General features: G+C 61.0%; 21 protein-coding genes. 8 read left to right on the forward strand and 13 right to left on the reverse strand.

Going from position 1 to position 16404, the window contains the following annotated elements; all coding sequences use genetic code 11:
• Positions 1-223 precede the first annotated feature (223 nt).
• On the forward strand, positions 224-604 hold the full coding sequence (locus AC1DZE_RS10345; RefSeq protein ID WP_477669807.1) for a response regulator: 381 nt from the start codon (positions 224-226) through the stop codon (positions 602-604).
• A gap of 2 nt (positions 605-606) precedes the next feature.
• Here AC1DZE_RS10345 and AC1DZE_RS10350 read toward each other — a convergent pair whose 3' ends face one another.
• Positions 607-1239, reverse strand: coding sequence for a response regulator (locus AC1DZE_RS10350; protein ID WP_007867910.1), 633 nt, complete (start codon positions 1237-1239; stop codon positions 607-609).
• A 130-nt stretch (positions 1240-1369) separates the two neighbouring features.
• On the opposite strand from AC1DZE_RS10350, the gene AC1DZE_RS10355 reads away from it, so the two are divergent.
• The 7 genes from AC1DZE_RS10355 (at position 1370) to AC1DZE_RS10385 (ending at position 5457) form a co-directional block, all read left to right on the forward strand.
• Positions 1370-2710, forward strand: a complete 1341-nt coding sequence (locus AC1DZE_RS10355) for a sensor histidine kinase (protein WP_477669808.1) — start codon at positions 1370-1372, stop codon at positions 2708-2710.
• Between the two features lie 261 nt (positions 2711-2971).
• On the forward strand, positions 2972-3136 hold the full coding sequence (locus tag AC1DZE_RS10360; protein WP_457279639.1) for a DUF1328 domain-containing protein: 165 nt from the start codon (positions 2972-2974) through the stop codon (positions 3134-3136).
• 97 nt (positions 3137-3233) lie between these two features.
• Positions 3234-3617: a glycine zipper domain-containing protein gene (locus tag AC1DZE_RS10365; protein WP_457279640.1), complete on the forward strand. Its 384-nt coding sequence runs from the start codon at positions 3234-3236 to the stop codon at positions 3615-3617.
• A 62-nt stretch (positions 3618-3679) separates the two neighbouring features.
• Positions 3680-4045 carry a hypothetical protein gene (locus tag AC1DZE_RS10370; protein ID WP_477672495.1) on the forward strand — a complete coding sequence of 122 codons (366 nt, stop codon included), beginning with the start codon at positions 3680-3682 and terminating at the stop codon, positions 4043-4045.
• A 4-nt stretch (positions 4046-4049) separates the two neighbouring features.
• Positions 4050-4502: a hypothetical protein gene (locus AC1DZE_RS10375; protein ID WP_477672494.1), complete on the forward strand. Its 453-nt coding sequence runs from the start codon at positions 4050-4052 to the stop codon at positions 4500-4502.
• Positions 4499-5050: a ferritin-like domain-containing protein gene (locus AC1DZE_RS10380; protein WP_477669810.1), complete on the forward strand. Its 552-nt coding sequence runs from the start codon at positions 4499-4501 to the stop codon at positions 5048-5050. The genes AC1DZE_RS10375 and AC1DZE_RS10380 overlap by 4 nt, the downstream gene beginning before the upstream one ends.
• 92 nt (positions 5051-5142) lie before the next feature.
• Positions 5143-5457 carry a BON domain-containing protein gene (locus tag AC1DZE_RS10385; protein WP_477648500.1) on the forward strand — a complete coding sequence of 105 codons (315 nt, stop codon included), beginning with the start codon at positions 5143-5145 and terminating at the stop codon, positions 5455-5457.
• Positions 5458-5614: 157 nt separating this feature from the next.
• Here AC1DZE_RS10385 and AC1DZE_RS10390 read toward each other — a convergent pair whose 3' ends face one another.
• The 12 genes from AC1DZE_RS10390 to AC1DZE_RS10445 form a co-directional block, all read right to left on the reverse strand.
• Positions 5615-6142, reverse strand: a complete 528-nt coding sequence (locus AC1DZE_RS10390; protein WP_477672493.1) for a thermonuclease family protein — start codon at positions 6140-6142, stop codon at positions 5615-5617.
• A 183-nt stretch (positions 6143-6325) separates the two neighbouring features.
• Positions 6326-7144 (reverse strand): DUF429 domain-containing protein, encoded by an 819-nt coding sequence (locus tag AC1DZE_RS10395; RefSeq protein ID WP_477669812.1) that lies wholly within the window; start codon positions 7142-7144, stop codon positions 6326-6328.
• Positions 7145-7163: 19 nt separating this feature from the next.
• Positions 7164-8045, reverse strand: a complete 882-nt coding sequence (locus tag AC1DZE_RS10400; RefSeq protein WP_477669813.1) for an EamA family transporter — start codon at positions 8043-8045, stop codon at positions 7164-7166.
• 26 nt (positions 8046-8071) lie between these two features.
• Complete coding sequence (locus AC1DZE_RS10405) at positions 8072-8494, reverse strand: BLUF domain-containing protein (RefSeq protein ID WP_348045618.1); 423 nt, start codon at positions 8492-8494, stop codon at positions 8072-8074.
• A 2-nt stretch (positions 8495-8496) separates the two neighbouring features.
• Positions 8497-9219 carry a GTP cyclohydrolase I gene (folE, locus tag AC1DZE_RS10410; RefSeq protein ID WP_477669814.1) on the reverse strand — a complete coding sequence of 241 codons (723 nt, stop codon included), beginning with the start codon at positions 9217-9219 and terminating at the stop codon, positions 8497-8499.
• A 140-nt stretch (positions 9220-9359) separates the two neighbouring features.
• Positions 9360-10586: a cardiolipin synthase ClsB gene (gene clsB, locus AC1DZE_RS10415; RefSeq protein ID WP_477669815.1), complete on the reverse strand. Its 1227-nt coding sequence runs from the start codon at positions 10584-10586 to the stop codon at positions 9360-9362.
• A gap of 133 nt (positions 10587-10719) precedes the next feature.
• Positions 10720-11166 (reverse strand): dihydroneopterin triphosphate diphosphatase, encoded by a 447-nt coding sequence (nudB, locus tag AC1DZE_RS10420; protein ID WP_477700010.1) that lies wholly within the window; start codon positions 11164-11166, stop codon positions 10720-10722.
• Between the two features lie 38 nt (positions 11167-11204).
• Complete coding sequence (gene aspS, locus AC1DZE_RS10425) at positions 11205-13010, reverse strand: aspartate--tRNA ligase (protein ID WP_477700011.1); 1806 nt, start codon at positions 13008-13010, stop codon at positions 11205-11207.
• Positions 13011-13061: 51 nt separating this feature from the next.
• A complete protein-coding gene (locus tag AC1DZE_RS10430; RefSeq protein WP_457279653.1) occupies positions 13062-13691 on the reverse strand; it encodes a DUF502 domain-containing protein in 630 nt (209 codons plus the stop codon).
• Positions 13691-14059, reverse strand: coding sequence for an FmdB family zinc ribbon protein (locus tag AC1DZE_RS10435; protein WP_477669818.1), 369 nt, complete (start codon positions 14057-14059; stop codon positions 13691-13693). The genes AC1DZE_RS10430 and AC1DZE_RS10435 overlap by 1 nt, the downstream gene beginning before the upstream one ends.
• A gap of 126 nt (positions 14060-14185) precedes the next feature.
• A complete protein-coding gene (gene ubiB / locus AC1DZE_RS10440) occupies positions 14186-15739 on the reverse strand; it encodes a ubiquinone biosynthesis regulatory protein kinase UbiB (RefSeq protein WP_477669819.1) in 1554 nt (517 codons plus the stop codon).
• Positions 15736-16368: a hypothetical protein gene (locus tag AC1DZE_RS10445; protein WP_477669820.1), complete on the reverse strand. Its 633-nt coding sequence runs from the start codon at positions 16366-16368 to the stop codon at positions 15736-15738. Before AC1DZE_RS10445 ends, ubiB begins: the two co-directional genes overlap by 4 nt.
• Positions 16369-16404 lie beyond the last annotated feature (36 nt).

Here is a 16404-nt window from a genome sequence, read left to right on the forward strand (position 1 = left end):
TCAGCTCACCCCACAGGACAGTCGGCAAGCGCCATAAGACGCTGTGGGCATGTGCCTACAGTTTTTTCGAGCGGGTCGTAGGAAACCTCCTACAGGCACTGCCCTTGGTCACTGGCAGAATGGGCCACAATAAAAAGATACATTAGGAAACAAGGACACCGCGTTCTTGAGCCTTTTGTAATATTTCCGAGAAGCACGTAGCCTTCCCACCTGGACCCGAGCAGTGAGACTGAAAACGTACATCGTAGAAGACAATCCCACCATTCGAGAGAATCTGATCGGGACGCTTGAGGAATTGGCAGGCATTGACGCGGTAGGCACCGCCGAAACTGAAAACGAAGGCAAGGCCTGGCTTGTCGAGAACAGCGGCGATTGGGATTTGGCGATTGTTGACCTGTTTCTGAAACAGGGAAGCGGTTTGGGTGTGCTGGCTGCCTGCCGTGACCGCCCCGCCACGCAAAAAGTCGTCGTCCTCAGCAATTACGCCACTGCAGACATCCGCCAGAGATGTGCCCAGCTCGGTGTCGATGCCGTTTTTGACAAGTCCAACGAAATCGATGCCCTGGTGGACTATTGCATCCAGCAGAGCACCATTTCAGATTGAACTCAATCGATCAGCTTGTTCTTGAGCGCGTAGTAGGTCAGGTCGCTGTTGGAGGACAGGCTCATTTTTTCCATGACACGCGTCCTGTAGGTGCTCACGGTTTTCACGCTCAGCGAAAGCGCCTTGGCAATGTCGCCTGCGGTTTCACCCTTGGCCAGCTTGAGAAAAACCTGGAACTCCCGCTCGGACAATTGTTCGTGGGAAGCCACGTCGTTGGGCCGGTTCAGCTGCTGCGCAAGGAGCTCTGCCACCGCCGGGGTAATGTAGCGTTTGCCAAGAGAAATCACACGAATCGCATCCACAATCTCGGATGGATCGCATTCCTTGTTCAGGTAGCCGCTGGCGCCCTGGCGAATCAGGTTGACCGCATAGTGCTCTTCAGGATAGCCGCTCAGAATGAGGATGCCGACATCAGGCGCCTTGGCGCGAATCATGGCCAGCGCATCGATGCCGCTTTGCCCAGGCATGGACAAGTCCATGACCAGAATATCCAGCTCAACGTTACGCACCAGATCAATTGCCTCACGGCCACTGCCGGCTTCTCCCACGACACGCAGGTCCACCTGGTCGGAAAAAAACTGTTTGAGTCCAGAACGCACAATGGCATGGTCGTCCACAATTCCAATTTTGATCATGTCGCTGTCTTTCTATAAGGTCTGCGCAAGCGGGCAACGCAATGAAAAAGATGGCCTGCAGGACATCCGCATTGATTTTCAGTGTTCATTATTGACGAAATTTTCACCAAATGACTGAACGGAGTTTGCCGTGAAACGATTTGCGATCCCAAAAATGGCCATCAGCCTGCCCCTGGCGGTGCTGGCTGCCGCCATTCTCATCTTCATTAACGAGGCAAGCTTCCAGAAATCCACAGAGGCGGCCGCCAGTATTGAAGAGGCCCAGCAAACCCGCGGCGCCATCAACCGGTTGATGCAGCACATGCTGGATGCGGAAACCGGGCAGCGCGGCTACCTGCTGACCGGCGACGTTCGATATCTCGAGCCCTACAACTCCGCCCTGGCCGATATCGACCAGAACCTGGATGCCTTGCGCCGGCTGTTCACCCCTTACCAGGATCAACTTTCAGAGTTCGGCGTCATGTCCAGGCATGTTTCGCGCAAGCTGGCCGAAATGGACCTGAGCGTGCGCATGCGCAAGGAAGGCAACGAGGACGCCTGGAAATTTGTCCTGACCACGGACGTAGGGAAAGAGCATATGGAGGCGATTCGCGCGCAGTCCGCGAAACTGGCCTCCAACAGCGTCAGCAAAATGGAGCAGGGGCAGGTTCAGATCAAGAAGGCGCTGGAGCTCTCCCGAATCGGCATTGCGGCCATGGCTTTGGCGGGCTTGCTGGCTTTTTACATGTACCTCCTTCAAACCAAGGCGCTGCTTGCTTCCGGCCGGCGCGAGCAGGAATCCCTGCAACGCGAGCGCGACTTCCTCGAAATACAGGTACGTGAAAGAACCGCCAACCTGGCCGAGCTGGCTACCCACCTGCAAAATGTGCGCGAGGACGAACGCGGCCACCTCGCGCGTGAACTGCATGACGAACTGGGCGCGCTTTTGACCGCCGCGAAACTGGATGTGGCCCGATTGAAATCCCGCCTGGCAGGCAATCTGCCGGAAGCGGCTGAGCGGCTGACGCACCTGACCAACACGCTGAACAGCGGCATTGCGCTGAAACGCCGCATTGTCGAAGACCTCCGGCCGTCCTCGCTGTCGCATCTGGGCCTGGTCGCCTCTCTCGAGATCCTCGCACGCGAGTTTGAAGAACGCTCCGGACTCTCCATCACCACCGATCTGGAGCCTGTGGAACTCGGCGGCTCGGCGCAGCTGACCATCTACCGGCTGGTGCAGGAGTCACTGACAAACATCGGCAAATACGCAGAAGCCAGGCAAGCCGAGATCAGCCTTCACAACTTCGACAGCTACATCACGGTAGAAGTCAAAGATAACGGCAAAGGCTTCAAGCTTGAGAGCGTGGGCCCGGGAAGCCATGGCCTTGCCGGCATGCGCCATCGCGTCGAAGCCGCAGGCGGACGGCTGACGGTGTCCAGCACCGAAGGCGATGGCACGCGCATTTCAGCGGTGCTGCCCAAAACACTTTGACCGGTCTCTGAACGTGGCGCGGGGCAGGTCACCTGCTGCTGCGCCCTGCCCGCCAAAGGGCTCAACACCCCTCAGCTTTTCGAGGCATGCGCTGCGCTGCCAGCGTAACAAAATGTCGGCCACCTCCTACAGGGCATGGCCGCTCGAACTGACAGGGGCACACGCTGGCAGCCGATGAAGGAAATTGAAGGCACTCATTAACCTTGCTGAAGGCGTTTCAAAAAGAAGCACCACCCCTTTTAGCCAAGCAAGGAGCCCGAGATGCTGCACTACTCCGTCGTTTTCCTGATCATCGCGTTGATCGCTGCCGTGTTCGGTTTTGGTGGCATCGCCGCAGGTGCCGTCGAGATCGCCAAGATCCTCTTTTTCATCTTCGCCGTCATGGCCATCGTGAGCTTTGTCATCAGCTTGCTCCGAAAGAATTGATCCAGCCATTCCGAGAGTGCCGAACGCTTTTTACGAGCGAGCGGCACTCTCTCCTCGCATCTCCATCGTCATTCACTCAACTCACCAAGGACCTGACATGAATACCCAAACCGCCACCAAGACTGCCCGCCAAAGCTCGGATGAGTTGCTGCAGAACGCAGAAAAAGCCGTTGACTCCACCCGCAGCTATGCCAACGAGGCATTCGACAAAGCCGAAACCAAAGTGCGCGAACTGCGCGGCAGCGTGGATCCCGTCGTTGACATGCTGGCGTCCAAGGCCCAGCACCTTGCCCGTCAGAGCCTCGATATCGCCTCTGAAGCCAAGCATCGCGCACAGCAGTCGCTGTCCAATGCCGCAGGTGCAACCACCCGTTATGTTGCCGAGCAACCCCTGCGTTCGGTGCTGATTGCCGCCGCCGTCGGCGCCGGCATCGCGCTGCTGGTGTCGTCTGCACGCCATCGCAACCAAAACCGTTACTGATCGCCAGGCTCCCGCCCGCTTTTCCCCGGTACCGACCACTGCACGCAGATTCGCCCCATCCAATGCTTCACCCCCTGTTCTCCACCATCGTGCAACGGCCTGACCTCGTCATGGACCATGTCTCTGCTTACGCGGCGCTCTTTCATGAAGAGGCTTCCGATGCGGGTGCCGAGCTGGTTGCACGGGCTGTGGCGTGGGTGATTGCGGTACTGGCGGCCGCCGTATTTTTGGGGCTCGCAGGAACGGCCGTCATGCTGGGGGCGCTTCAAAACCAGTTTCACTGGGCACTGGTGGCGGTTCCGGGCATTGCACTGGCCATCGCCATCGGGGCCGCATTGCGCGCGAGAAAACCTTTCGCGAATGAACGCTTTCCCGAGTTGAAAGCCCAGATTGACAGCGACGCGCGCGCATTGCGCATGGCCGCCTGAACCGATGTCCACCCTCACCGCCCCAACGCCGCAGGAAAGGCTGGCCAGCAGCCGCAAGGCCATTGTCCGGCACATGAGCCGGGAAAAGCTGGACCATGAAGAAAACCCGGGCAATCCAGAGGCCGGCCCGGAGAATGATCCGGCGCACTTTCTCGACCGCGGAACCTGGGGCGTTCTCAAACATGCTTTGGGGAGCTGGTGGCGGCATCACCCCGTGAGCGTGGCAGTTGACATTGCCCGGCCGATGATTGACAGGTACGCCGAAGAAAAGCCGTTGCAGCTATTGGGTATTGCAGCCGCGGCAGGCGCTGCGGCGGTCGTACTACGGCCCTGGCGACTGGTATCACTTGGCGGCTTGCTGCTGGCCGCCCTCAAGACGTCCGAACTCCCAGGCACCTTGCTGTCCATGCTGTCTGGCGCACCGCACAAGCCTGAAAAAACACCCTACACACGATGAACACCTCCACGCTTTCCCGCACCGCCCCCGACGAGCTGGTGCTAGATGAAACAGCGCTGAATGCAGCCCGCAACAGTCTCAATGACGGCGCGATCACGCCGGCCTACGGGCCGCACCGCGATGCGATCGTCAAGCTGCTGAATGACGCACTGGCAACAGAACTGGTTTGCGTATTGCGCTACAAGCGGCACTACTTCATGGCCAGCGGTGTGTCGTCGCCGCCCATTGCCGACGAGTTCCTGGTCCACGCCAATGAAGAATCCGGACATGCGGACCGCATTGCCCGGCGCATTGTGCAGCTGGGCGGCGAGCCGGACTTTTCGCCGGCCACACTGTTGCAGCGCAGCCATGCGGATTACGACGAATCGAACGACCTCAAAACCATGGTGCGGGTCAACCTGATCGCCGAACGCATCGCGGTTGAAACCTATCGCCAGATGATTGCGCTGATTGGCGACAAGGATCCCACGACACGCCGCCTGCTCGAAGATGTTCTTGCCGATGAGGAAGAGCATGCCGACGAGCTCAAGGACTGGCTGGAGAAATAACGATTACCGCAGGTCGGCCGGCGTGGTGCCGCCAGTCGACAGGCCTTTTTAACCATGCACCAGACGATTAAACCAACTTAGAGGAAAACAATATGAAATACGCTCGCGCAATTGCATTCGCCGCACTGGCAGGCATCACCATCATCGGCAGCGGCTGCGCCGTTGGGCGTGGTCAGGAAACTGCTGGCGCTTATGTTGACGATGCTGCCATCACCACATCAGTCAAGGCCAAGTTCGTCGAGGACAAAACCGTTGCCGCGTCCTCCATCAAGGTGGAAACGCTCAATGGCACGGTTCAGCTGTCCGGTTTTGCCAAGTCCAGCGCTGAAAAAGCCCAGGCCGAAAACATTGCCCGCAATGTGAAGAACGTCAAGGGTGTGCGTAACGACATCGTCGTTCGTCCTTGAGCGTAAGCGGCTGAACAAGCCGGGCCACCGCGCAGGTGGCTAAAAAAAGCAGGCTACAGATAATCTGTGCCTGCTTTTTTCGTTGTGACCGGGCGGCGATGCAGCCACCGCGGCGCCTGGATCCTGCAGCAGTCTTTGCAGACCCCCACGGATCCTTTCAGTGGCAGCTTCCATGCTGCTTGCGGAACAGCGCCGGATACACAGGCGGCGCGCCTTTTGTCGATGCAAACAGTCCCAGCTTTGCGGCCTGGGCACGTTTTTCCGCCCGGGCATAGGGACCTGCATTGCCGCGGCTGCGGTAGGACCAGGCCATACCGTTTGCGACCATCCATTTGCCGGCATCTTCTCCGCTGAACCCCACCCTGGCCAGGAGGCGGCCGTAGTCGTCGTGGTATTGGCCATGCACCGCCGCACGCTTGCCCAGAAGCCGGCGCATCAGCGCATCACGCGCGAGGGCCCCGCCCGGCTGGCAGATTTCCGGCGCATCAATACCCTGGATACGAATGCTGACCGGTTTACCCCCCGCTATCGGACGCACCCGGACGGTGTCGCCATCAACCACATAGGTGACGATTCCGGGCCAGGCCGCGATGGGAGGCGAGGCCGTGCGCGCCGACACACCCCCATGCATGAGTGCCACCAGAAAGAACACGCCCACGGACTTGACTGCGGAATTTTTCGTCACGTTAATTTGCTACTAAATTAATAGCTGCTTGCGCCCGCCAATATTGACCTGGAGGCAGAAATCTTGATAAACATTGAAGATCGTCAGCTTCGTTTTTTCTGCTGTCGTCGCCAGCGCGCATTAAAGAGGAGCAGAGAAGCTCTGAATATACTGTACAAATAAACAGCCTCGTTCCTGCCCTGATCACGCTGTAACGATCCATCCTTCCAGCGTGTCCATGTCCACCGGCAAGCCGTAGCGGGGAGCGCCCTGCTGGGCCGCCCAGGCCGCCTGCATCAGGCACAGCACGGCATCGAGGCTGTCGCCGCTGGCGTCGTCGGCCAGCAGGTCGCGCTGCGCGTGGCTGACCTTGAGGCGCAGCCCCAGACGCGTTTGGCCGTTCTCCAGCGCGGTGATCAGGTCCTTGCGTGCAATCAGCCGCTCGGGCGTCTGCCTGGCTTTGTCGTCGCTTTTGTAAGAGCGGCTGCCCAGCACCTCGCGCGCGAGCAGGCCCGGGTAAGCTTCGAGCGCCACACGTTGGGTGTCGCCGTCATGCAGGCCGGGCAAGTGCACGCCCGCCGCGAGCAAACGCGGCACACCGGCGTGCAGCATGTAGGCCACGGGTGGGTTGACCCATTTCATCGAGGGGCTGGAGCCGGCCGGGCCGTCGGCGGCACGATGGGCGAACTTGCCGCCCACTGGCCGCGCGTCGCAGAAGGCGGCAAAGGTGCTCCGGATGTCTTCGCGGCTCAAGGCCGCATAGTGGCGCATGCAGGCTTCCCACTGCAGCGGCCAGCCCAGGTGCGCCACCAGTTCACGCGGCAGGCCAAATGGAAAATCAAACGCGCCCAGCCAGGGCTGGGGCTGTTGCAGCCAGTGCCCGAACGCCGCCAGGGACTCCAGCCGCTCTATTTTTGATAGCACGCAGCGCCCATGAAACATAGACCCGAGGGCTAAAACAATGGGTTTTTTCTTGGTCGGGCTGCTGGAGAAATCGCAGCCAAGCAACAAGGGCACTGTCATCGCTGCCTCAATCACGGTCTCAGCCCAGCGCCAGCGCCATCACGCCCGCCGCAATGCAGGCGGCGCCGATCAGACGTAAGGCACGGTCGCCCTCACCCAGCAGATGGCCGCCTATCAGCGCGGCAAACAACATGGACACCTCGCGCGCAGGCGCCACATGCGAAAGCGGCGCTGTCTGCATGGCGTACAGCACCAGCACATAGGACACGGGGCTGACGACGCCGACAAACACCGCGTACTTCCATTGCTGCTTCCACAACACCCTGGCCGCAGCGGGGTCGCGCAGCAAGGCGGGTGCCAGCACCACCATGCGCAGCAGGCAGCCCATGTAATCCACCAGGATCGGCGACATCAGCAGGATCTTGACCGCATAGCCATCGACGACGGTATAGCTGGCGATAAAGGCGCCGCTCAGCAAGCCATAGACCATGCCCTTGCGCACCCGCTGGCGCTGCGCCGGGTCGTGCGAGGCGCGCCATAGGCCCGGCCCACCGGCGACCAGAAACACGCCGCCCACGACACCCGCGATACCGGCAACACCGAGCGCGGAAATCTGCTCGCCCAGCAGCAAGATGGCGGCCAGCGACGACAGCAGCGGCCCCGAGCCCCGCGCCAGCGGATAGACCACGGTGAGGTCCGCCTTGCGGTAGCCACGCAACAGGACGATGTAATAGACGGTGTGCAGCACGGCGCTGGCACACAGCAGCAGCCATTGCGCCCAACCCCAGCGCGGCAGCTCGGCAATGCCGAACCAGATGCCCAGCGGCGCCCACGCCACCAGCAGCACCAGGCCGGTAAAAGCGGCAAAGCGGGCATCACCGCCCGCCTTCTTGGCGGCGATGTTCCAGCTGGCGTGAATCAGTCCGGCGAGGAGTACGAGGGCCAAGGCGCCTAAAGACACGCGTCAGGCCTGGCGGTACGCAGGCCTCAAACCCTGCCGCAGATGGAGGCGGTGGCCATCAGGTCTTCGAGCAGCGCGAACGACACCTTGCCCGACACCGAGTAAGGATCCAGCTCGGCTTTTTCGGAGTATTTAAGCAGGATGGAATGGTTGAGCTTGGACAGGTTGACCTGGCCCATGGTCCAGCCGCCAAAACGGCGCTCGGAAATTTCCTCGAAGTGCAGGAGGATCACATCCTTGTGGCGGGCGTCCTGCTGGATGTGGCCGAACAGTTCGCTGACCGCCATGCGGCCGCCTTCGATGGCCTGCAGGAAGATGCCACCGCCGTAGCAGAGGATGCCGGTGATGCCTGACGAGGGGTTGTGCTGGCGCGATTGCGAGAGGATGCCTTCGATGGCCTCGGGGCTCGTGTCGACCGCGCGGCTTGCGTAAAGTAAACGTACCAACATGGTTAGCCTTTCTGCGGGATCAATGCGAGGAACTCGCGGCGCAATGTCGAATCTTTCAGGAAGACGCCGCGCATCACCGAATTGATCATCTTGCTGTCCATGTCTTTGACGCCGCGCCAGGCCATGCAGTAGTGGCTGGCCTCCATCACGATGGCCAGGCCGTCGGGCTGGGTTTTTTCCATGATGAGGTCGGCCAGTTGCACCACCGCCTCTTCCTGGATCTGCGGGCGGCCCATGACCCATTCGGCCAGGCGCGCGTACTTTGAGAGGCCGATCACATTGGTGTGCTCATTGGGCAGCACGCCGATCCATATCTTGCCGATGACGGGGCAGAAATGGTGGGAGCAGGCGCTGCGAACCGTGATCGGCCCGACGATCATCAGCTCGTTGAGGTGCTCGGCGTTAGGGAATTCGGTGATGGTGGGAGGCGCTACATAGCGGCCCTTGAACACCTCGTTGAGGTACATCTTGGCCACGCGGCGCGCGGTGTTGTTGGTGTTGTGATCGCCGTCAGTGTCGATCACCAGGCTGTCAAGCACGCCCTGCATCTTGCCGGTCACTTCATCGAGCAGCTTTTCCAGCTCGCCCGGTTCAATGAACTTGGCGATGTTGTCGTTGGCGTGAAAGCGCTTGCGAGCCTGGGCCAGGCGTTCGCGGATCTTGACGGAGACGGGTGTGCCCTCGTCGGTCGCGTCCTGGGGGGGCGTATCGGATTTCATAAGCATGCCAGATATTACCAGTCCGCCCTTAAACCGTCTTGTCCGGAATTTGATAAGGTTTTTGGCCTCCAGCCCTTTCCTCATGAGCGCAAGCAGCTATCAAATTAATAGCTAACGACATGAAGGCCGGGCTGGCGCAGGACGCCTCAATAGCGCTGGCCTGCCACCAGCAGCGCCAGCCGCACCAGGGCATAGGCTATCCAGCCTCGCAGCCGCAGGCCAAAGGGGCGATGGCTGTGGTCGGCCGGCTCCATGCGCCGCCCCTGTTTCACCATGGCCTCGCGCACAATACCCGCCAGGCTTTCGGCAAAGGCCTTGTCCTCAACCACCACATTGGCCTCGCGGGCCAGCAGCAGGCTCAGGGGATCCAGGTTGGAGGAGCCCACGGTGGCCCAATGCCCGTCCACCACAGCCACCTTGGCGTGCAGGAAACCGGCCTCGTATTCATGGATTTCCACGCCGGCCTCCAGCAAGGCGCCATAGAAGGGCCGGGCCGCATGGTATTGCATGAAGTACTCGTAGCGCCCCTGCAGCAGCAAGGTGACACGCACACCGCGCCTGGCCGCCCCGATGAGGGCGCGCCGCAGCTTGCCGCCCGGCAGAAAATAGGCGTTGGCAATGATGATTTCCCGGTGTGCCTTGCCAATGGCCCTGCGATAGGCGCGCTCGATGCTGCTACGGTTACGCAAGTTGTCGCGCAGGATCAGCGCCGCCTTGGGGCCGGCAACGCCAGACCCGTTACCCACCACGAGCGATGTGGTGCCAGTGCGCCCGCCGTACCCCGCCGCCCTGAACTTTTCCCATGCGGCAGCCATGTGGCGCTGCCGCGCGCTGTAACCGGCCTGCACACGCCACCACAGCAGCGCCATGGCATCGGCGGCCTCCTCCGCCAGCGGGCCGGTGGCAGCCACGGCGAAATCGACGCGCGGAGTCTGGAGCTCCCCGTGGTTGGGATCGTAGAAATCATCGAGCACATTGATGCCGCCGCAAAACACCGTGTGCTGGTCCACCACGCAGAGCTTGCGGTGCAGCCGGCGCCAGCGCTCGGGCAGCAGCAGGCCCAGACGGCTCAGGCCCGTCCCCAAGGGCGAGTACACGCACCAGTCGACTTTCGACGCCGCGAATTTTTCGCGCCACTCGGCAGGAAGAGGACCGGTGCCTATGCCGTCGACCAGCACCTGCACTGTGACGCCGCGCAGGGCCGCGCGAACCAGGGCTTCAGCGACATCCGCGCCGGCGCCGTTGAAATCAAAAATATAGGTTTCCAGCTGAATCCAGGTCTGCGCCGCGTCCAGGGCCTTGACGAGTGCGGGGAAAAAATCCCGGCCGCCCTGGAGCAACTGCAACGCACCGGACTTGTGGAGTGGAAACATGGCCAGCGGCTTTTTTTCCTGGAAGTATGGAGAGTTGACGGGAAGGTCCATTCCATTTGAACCGACTGGCCGGTGTTTGCCAATCCAGTGAGACGCCAAACTCACAAAGTGTTGCGCCTGCGCGCTGCGCGGCTCAAGCCATGAATTTCGGCAGGAGGAGCACCGCTTCCGCATTCGAAGGGGAAAAACACAGGTCGGCAGCGGCGTAGTGCGGCAGCCATTGCCAGGCGGTGTGCTCCCTGGGGCTGAGCTTTACATCGCAGGCCTGGGGCAAACACAGGCTGAGGACATGTTCGGTGTTGTGGGTGATGCCGGGCGCATACCTGGCTCGCCAAACTGGATAAATCTCGTAGACGTTGGACAGGCCCCAGTCGCGAAACTGGCCGGGCGCGGCTGCGATGCCGGTCTCTTCCAGCACCTCGCGCACCGCGGTCTGCAGCAAGGGTTCGCCCGCCGTGTCTTTGGAGCCCGTGACGCTCTGCCAGAACCCAGGGTTGTCGGTGCGCTCGATCAGCAGCACGTCCAGCTGCGGTGTGTGAATAACGACCAGCACAGACTCGGGGATCTTGAAAGGTTTCAAGGTGTCCCCCTTCCGGCTGGCGGGCATAGCGCGCCGTTTTAGACGGGCTGTGGATTACGCAGGCGGATGTGCAGTTCGCGCAACTGCTTTTCGTCCACCGGGCTCGGGGCATGCGTGAGCAAATCCTGGGCGCGCTGGGTTTTCGGAAAAGCGATCACGTCGCGGATCGAGTCGGCGCCTGTCATCATGGTGACGATGCGATCCAGGCCGAAGGCCAGGCCGCCGTGGGGCGGTGCGCCGTACTGCAATGCGTCCAGCAGGAAGCCGAACTTCTGCTGCGCTTCCTCCGGTCCGATCTTCAGGGCATTGAAGACCTTGCTCTGCACGACCGCCTGGTGGATACGGACCGAGCCACCACCCAGCTCCCAGCCATTGAGAACCATGTCGTATGCCTTGGCAATACAACGGCCCGGGTCGGTGTCCATCCAGTCTTCGTGCCCGTCTTTGGGTGCGGTAAACGGATGATGCACGGCGCTCCAGCGCTGGCCTTCCTCGTCAAATTCAAACATCGGGAAATCCACCACCCACAGCGGCTTCCAGCCCTTGGTGAATAGACCCGTTTTCTTGCCGAATTCGCTGTGGCCGACTTTGAGGCGCAACGCGCCGATGCTGTCGTTGACGACCTTGGCCTTGTCGGCGCCGAAGAAAAGGATGTCGCCGTTCTGGGCCCCGGTGCGCTTGAGGATTTCCGCAATCGCCGCGTCATGGATGTTCTTGACGATGGGGCTTTGCAAGCCGTCGCGGCCCTTGGTGATGTCATTGACCTTGATCCAGGCCAGGCCCTTGGCACCGTAGATCTTGACGAACTCGGTGTAGCCGTCGATCTCGCCGCGGCTCATTTCGGACCCGCCGGGAACGCGCAGGGCAACCACACGGCCGCCGACAGTGGTGGCAGGCGTGCTGAAAACCTTGAAGTCCACGGTCGCCATGACTTCGGTGAGTTCCGTGAACTCCAGGTTCACGCGCAAATCGGGTTTGTCGGAACCGAAGCGGTGCATGGCTTCGCCATAGGCCATCACCGGAAATTCGCCCAGGTCGGTGTTGAGCACGGTCTTGAAAATGTTGCTGATCATGCCCTGGAACAGGTCACGGATGTCCTGCTCGCCCATGAAGGACGTCTCGATATCGATCTGTGTGAATTCGGGCTGGCGATCGGCACGCAGGTCTTCGTCACGGAAGCACTTGGTGATCTGGTAGTAGCGGTCGAAGCCTGCGACCATGAGCAACTGCTTGAACAGCTGCGGGCTTTGCGGCAGCGCGAAAAACATGCCTTCGTTGACGCGGCTGGGCACCAGGTAGTCGCGCGCGCCTTCGGGCGTGCTCTTGGTCAGCATCGGGGTTTCGATGTCGATGAAGCCGTTGGCGTCGAGGAACTTGCGCGTTTCCATGGCCACGCGGTAGCGCAGCATCAGGTTGTTCTGCATGTAGGGACGGCGCAAATCCAGCACGCGGTGCGTGAGGCGCGTCGTCTCAGACAGGTTGTCGTCGTCAAGCTGGAACGGCGGCGTCACGCTCGGGTTCAGCACGATCAGTTCGTGGCACAGCACCTCGACCTTGCCGCTTTTGAGGTTGTCGTTGGTCGTGCCTTCAGGGCGGGCCCGCACTACGCCTTTGACCTGCACGCAGAATTCGTTGCGCACGCCCTCGGCGGTTTTGAACATGTCGGCGCGGTCCGGGTCGCAGACCACCTGGACATAGCCTTCGCGGTCGCGTAAGTCGATGAAGATCACACCGCCATGGTCGCGGCGACGATTGACCCAGCCGCACAGGCTCACGGTTTGGCCCAGCAAGGCCTCGGTCACCAGACCGCAATAGTTCGAACGCATTTGGGAAACGATAGCCATAAAAATCTCGGACTTTCAGCGCCTCGCGCGCAGTGTTGCAATTTTCGCCGTTTACAGGGGAGGGGTCAGCGGCCGCGGTACAGGTTTGGAGGGCACCACGACGCCCATGGAAATCACGTAGGTCAAAGCCTCATCGACGCTCATCTGGAGCTCAATGCAGTCGCTTCTTTTCAGCATCACAAAATAGCCACCGGTGGGATTGGGCGTGGTGGGTACATAAACACTCAGGTAGTCGCCCTGCAGGTGATTGACCACATCGCCGCCGGGCAGCCCCGTCAGAAAGCCGATGGTCCAGACACCTTCACGCGGCCACTGCACCAGCAAGGCCTTGCGAAAGGCATTGCCATTTTCCGAGAACACCGTATCGGAGACCTGCTTTACGCTGGAATAAATGGAGCGGACGATGGGAATGCGGCTCAGGAATGAGTTGCCCCAGCGCACCAGTTTCTTGCCGAAGAAATTGCTGGCAACCGCGCCCATCAGCAGCACGATCAGCAGCGTCAGCAGCACGCCGAAACCGGGGATATGGAAACCCAGCAGCTTGTCGGGGTGCCAGGCGCCAGGAAGAATCAGCAGCGTCTGGTCCAGCGTGCCGACGATCCAGTCGAGCACCCACAGCGTGATGGCCAGGGGCACCAGCACCAACAGTCCGGCCAGAAGCCATCGGCGGATCGAAGCCATCACGAGGAAGTCTTGGAAGAGGAGTCGGTGGCCGAAGCCTTGGCGGGCGCGGCCGGCGCGGGAGCTGCTGCCGTGCTTGCCGGCGCGGCTGCGCCGGAATCGGCCGGCTTGCTGTCCGCACCGTTGCTGCTGGAAGCGCCGGCTTCGCCGCCGTCAGTCTTGGGCGCGGGCACGCCTGTGCTGTTGCCGCCGCGGAAGTCCGTCACGTACCAGCCCGAGCCCTTGAGCTGGAAACCCGCAGCCGTGACCTGCTTTTTGAATGCGGGTTCGCCGCATTGCGGACACACTGAGAGGGGCGCATCGGAGATTTTTTGCAGAACGTCCTTGGCATGCCCACAGGACTCGCATTTATAGGCGTAGATTGGCATAGTGCTTAAGGCTTTGAGGGGCTGTCCCCGGGGTATTCCCGGGAATATCCCGGGGAATTTGCCTGGAAAAGGCTCCCAGATGCAAAGCCTTCAATTATAGGCCGTTGAGACCTTCCCCGGCCGGCCCTAAAACACCCGCACCCGCAGGACAAACTGCATGGCAATCAACCCCAATACAAAGCCCAGACCGCCATAAATCAGGCTTTGCAGCAGTTTGTTGGTGCGCTTTTGCTCATACAGCAGTTCCTCAAGCTCCCGCCGGTTGATTCCAGGGGGTGATTTCAGGTACTGGGACAGCAGGCGCGGCAAACCGGGTAGCAGCTTGGCATAAGCAGGCGCCTCCGCCTTGAGCTGCGCCAGCAATTTTTCCGGGCCCACCTGCTCGAGCATCCATTTCTCGAGAAAAGGCTTGGCGGTGCTCCAGAGGTCCAGGTCGGGGTCCAGCTCACGCCCCAGTCCCTCGATGTTCAACAGGGTTTTTTGCAGCAGCACCAGCTGGGGCTGGATTTCGACATGGAAACGGCGCGAGGTCTGAAACAGACGCATCAGCACCAGCCCCAACGAAATTTCCCTGAGCGGCCGATCAAAGTAGGGTTCGCAGCACGCACGAATGGCGGCTTCCAGTTCGTCCACCCGAGTCTCGGGCGGAACCCAGCCGGATTCCAGGTGCAACTCGGCCACCCGTTTGTAGTCGCGCTGGAAAAACGCGCTGAAATTCTGTGCGAGGTATTCCTTGTCAACCTCGGTCAGGGTGCCCACGATTCCGAAGTCCAGCGAGATGTAGCGGCCGAATGTTTCCGGCGCCAGACTGACCTGGATATTGCCGGGATGCATGTCGGCATGGAAGAAACCGTCGCGGAATACCTGGGTGAAGAAGATGGTGACGCCGTCGCGCGCCAGTTTTTTCATGTCGACACCGGCATCGCGCAGGCGCTGGGCCTGGCTGATGGGAACGCCTTTCATGCGCTCCATCACCATGACGTCGGGCATGCAGAAGTCCCAGACCATTTCAGGGATCATCACCAGGTCAAGGTTTTGCATGTTGCGGCGCAGCTGGGCCGCATTGGCCGCCTCACGCAGAAGGTCCAGCTCGTCGTGCAGGTATTTGTCGAATTCGGCCACTACCTCGCGGGGCTTGAGGCGTTTGCCATCAGCCGACGCGCCTTCCACCCAGCCGGCCATCATGTGCATCAGCGCCAGGTCTTTCTCGATCGCCGGCAGCATATTGGGCCGCAGCACCTTGACGGCCACTTCGCGGCCACTTGGCAAGATGGCGAAGTGCACCTGGGCAATCGAGGCGCTAGCTACGGGGATTTGTTCGAAGCTGGCAAAGATGCGGTCCAGCGGCCGGCCAAAGGCTTTTTCGATGATGGCGACGGCGACGGCGGACTCAAAAGGCGGCACCCGGTCCTGCAGGCGCGCAAGCTCGTCGGCGATGTCGGGCGGAAGCAGGTCGCGCCGTGTCGACATCACCTGGCCGAACTTGACAAAGATGGGCCCCAGGCTTTCAAGCGCTTCGCGCAGGCGCTCGCCGCGCGGTGCCTTCAGGTTGCGGCCCAGCGAAACGATGCGGGTCAGCAAACGGATCCAGGGACGCTCGAAACTGGAGAGCACCAGCTCATCCAGGCCAAACCGGAGCACGGTCCAGACGATAAAAACACCTCGGAAGAGGCGACTCATGCAGCAGGTGCTTTCACTGGCTCGGCATCGCCGCCTGTCGCAGAAGGACCCGCCTTGGGCGCCGTTTCAGGGGGTTGGGCACCGGTGGTTGCTGCCGCAGAGGAAGGAGGAACCGACGCAAGAGGTGTACTTGCCAAAAACTGCTTGAGCCCCGCAAAAATTCGCCGCCCGGCGTCGGCCACTGCATGTGCAGGAGCGTCACCGATCAGCCGCGAAAGGTCCTCTTCGGCATCCCAGCGCAGGTTTTCAGCCAGCCAGCCCAGTTCGGCGGCCAACTGCACGTCACCCTCGATTTTCACCGGCGGCGGCTTGCCGGCCAGCACAGACTGCATCACGGTCAGCGGCGATTCAGTAGCCACAGCCAGCAGCAGGTCCGGCTTGGCAGCAGGCTGGGCCCGGTCCACCAGGCCCGCCGGTGTAACCACCAGGTCAATCGCAAACAGGCCCCAGCGCAGATGCACCACGCGCCCCTTTTGCCGCAGCAGACGGTCCTGCGCCTGCTTTTCCTGCATCAGGACATGGTTCAGGAAGAGCACCAGCCGTTGCTGCCCCTCATCCACCACCCAGGCGGGCGGCTGAAAGCGGGTGGCAATGGATTCCAGAAATGAAAAAGGGGACGTGGTATTCATACGTCCCCCGATTCTGACATGGCCCCCACGGTCACG

The sequence above is a fragment of the Polaromonas sp. P1_F1 genome (genome assembly GCF_056405795.1).

Bases quoted from the DNA above. Each gene is read 5' to 3' on its own strand.
- AC1DZE_RS10405 (WP_348045618.1), bottom strand. From the start codon at position 8,494: ATGTTGGTACGTTTACTTTACGCAAGCCGCGCGGTCGACACGAGCCCC.
- clsB (WP_477669815.1), bottom strand. From the start codon at position 10,586: ATGTTTCCACTCCACAAGTCCGGTGCGTTGCAGTTGCTCCAGGGCGGC.
- ubiB (WP_477669819.1), bottom strand. From the start codon at position 15,739: ATGAGTCGCCTCTTCCGAGGTGTTTTTATCGTCTGGACCGTGCTCCGG.
- aspS (WP_477700011.1), bottom strand. From the start codon at position 13,010: ATGGCTATCGTTTCCCAAATGCGTTCGAACTATTGCGGTCTGGTGACC.
- AC1DZE_RS10375 (WP_477672494.1), top strand. From the start codon at position 4,050: ATGTCCACCCTCACCGCCCCAACGCCGCAGGAAAGGCTGGCCAGCAGC.
- AC1DZE_RS10435 (WP_477669818.1), bottom strand. From the start codon at position 14,059: ATGCCAATCTACGCCTATAAATGCGAGTCCTGTGGGCATGCCAAGGAC.
- AC1DZE_RS10380 (WP_477669810.1), top strand. From the start codon at position 4,499: ATGAACACCTCCACGCTTTCCCGCACCGCCCCCGACGAGCTGGTGCTA.
- AC1DZE_RS10350 (WP_007867910.1), bottom strand. From the start codon at position 1,239: ATGATCAAAATTGGAATTGTGGACGACCATGCCATTGTGCGTTCTGGA.
- AC1DZE_RS10395 (WP_477669812.1), bottom strand. From the start codon at position 7,144: ATGACAGTGCCCTTGTTGCTTGGCTGCGATTTCTCCAGCAGCCCGACC.
- AC1DZE_RS10385 (WP_477648500.1), top strand. From the start codon at position 5,143: ATGAAATACGCTCGCGCAATTGCATTCGCCGCACTGGCAGGCATCACC.
- AC1DZE_RS10360 (WP_457279639.1), top strand. From the start codon at position 2,972: ATGCTGCACTACTCCGTCGTTTTCCTGATCATCGCGTTGATCGCTGCC.
- AC1DZE_RS10445 (WP_477669820.1), bottom strand. From the start codon at position 16,368: ATGAATACCACGTCCCCTTTTTCATTTCTGGAATCCATTGCCACCCGC.
- folE (WP_477669814.1), bottom strand. From the start codon at position 9,219: ATGCTTATGAAATCCGATACGCCCCCCCAGGACGCGACCGACGAGGGC.
- AC1DZE_RS10370 (WP_477672495.1), top strand. From the start codon at position 3,680: ATGCTTCACCCCCTGTTCTCCACCATCGTGCAACGGCCTGACCTCGTC.
- AC1DZE_RS10430 (WP_457279653.1), bottom strand. From the start codon at position 13,691: ATGGCTTCGATCCGCCGATGGCTTCTGGCCGGACTGTTGGTGCTGGTG.
- AC1DZE_RS10365 (WP_457279640.1), top strand. From the start codon at position 3,234: ATGAATACCCAAACCGCCACCAAGACTGCCCGCCAAAGCTCGGATGAG.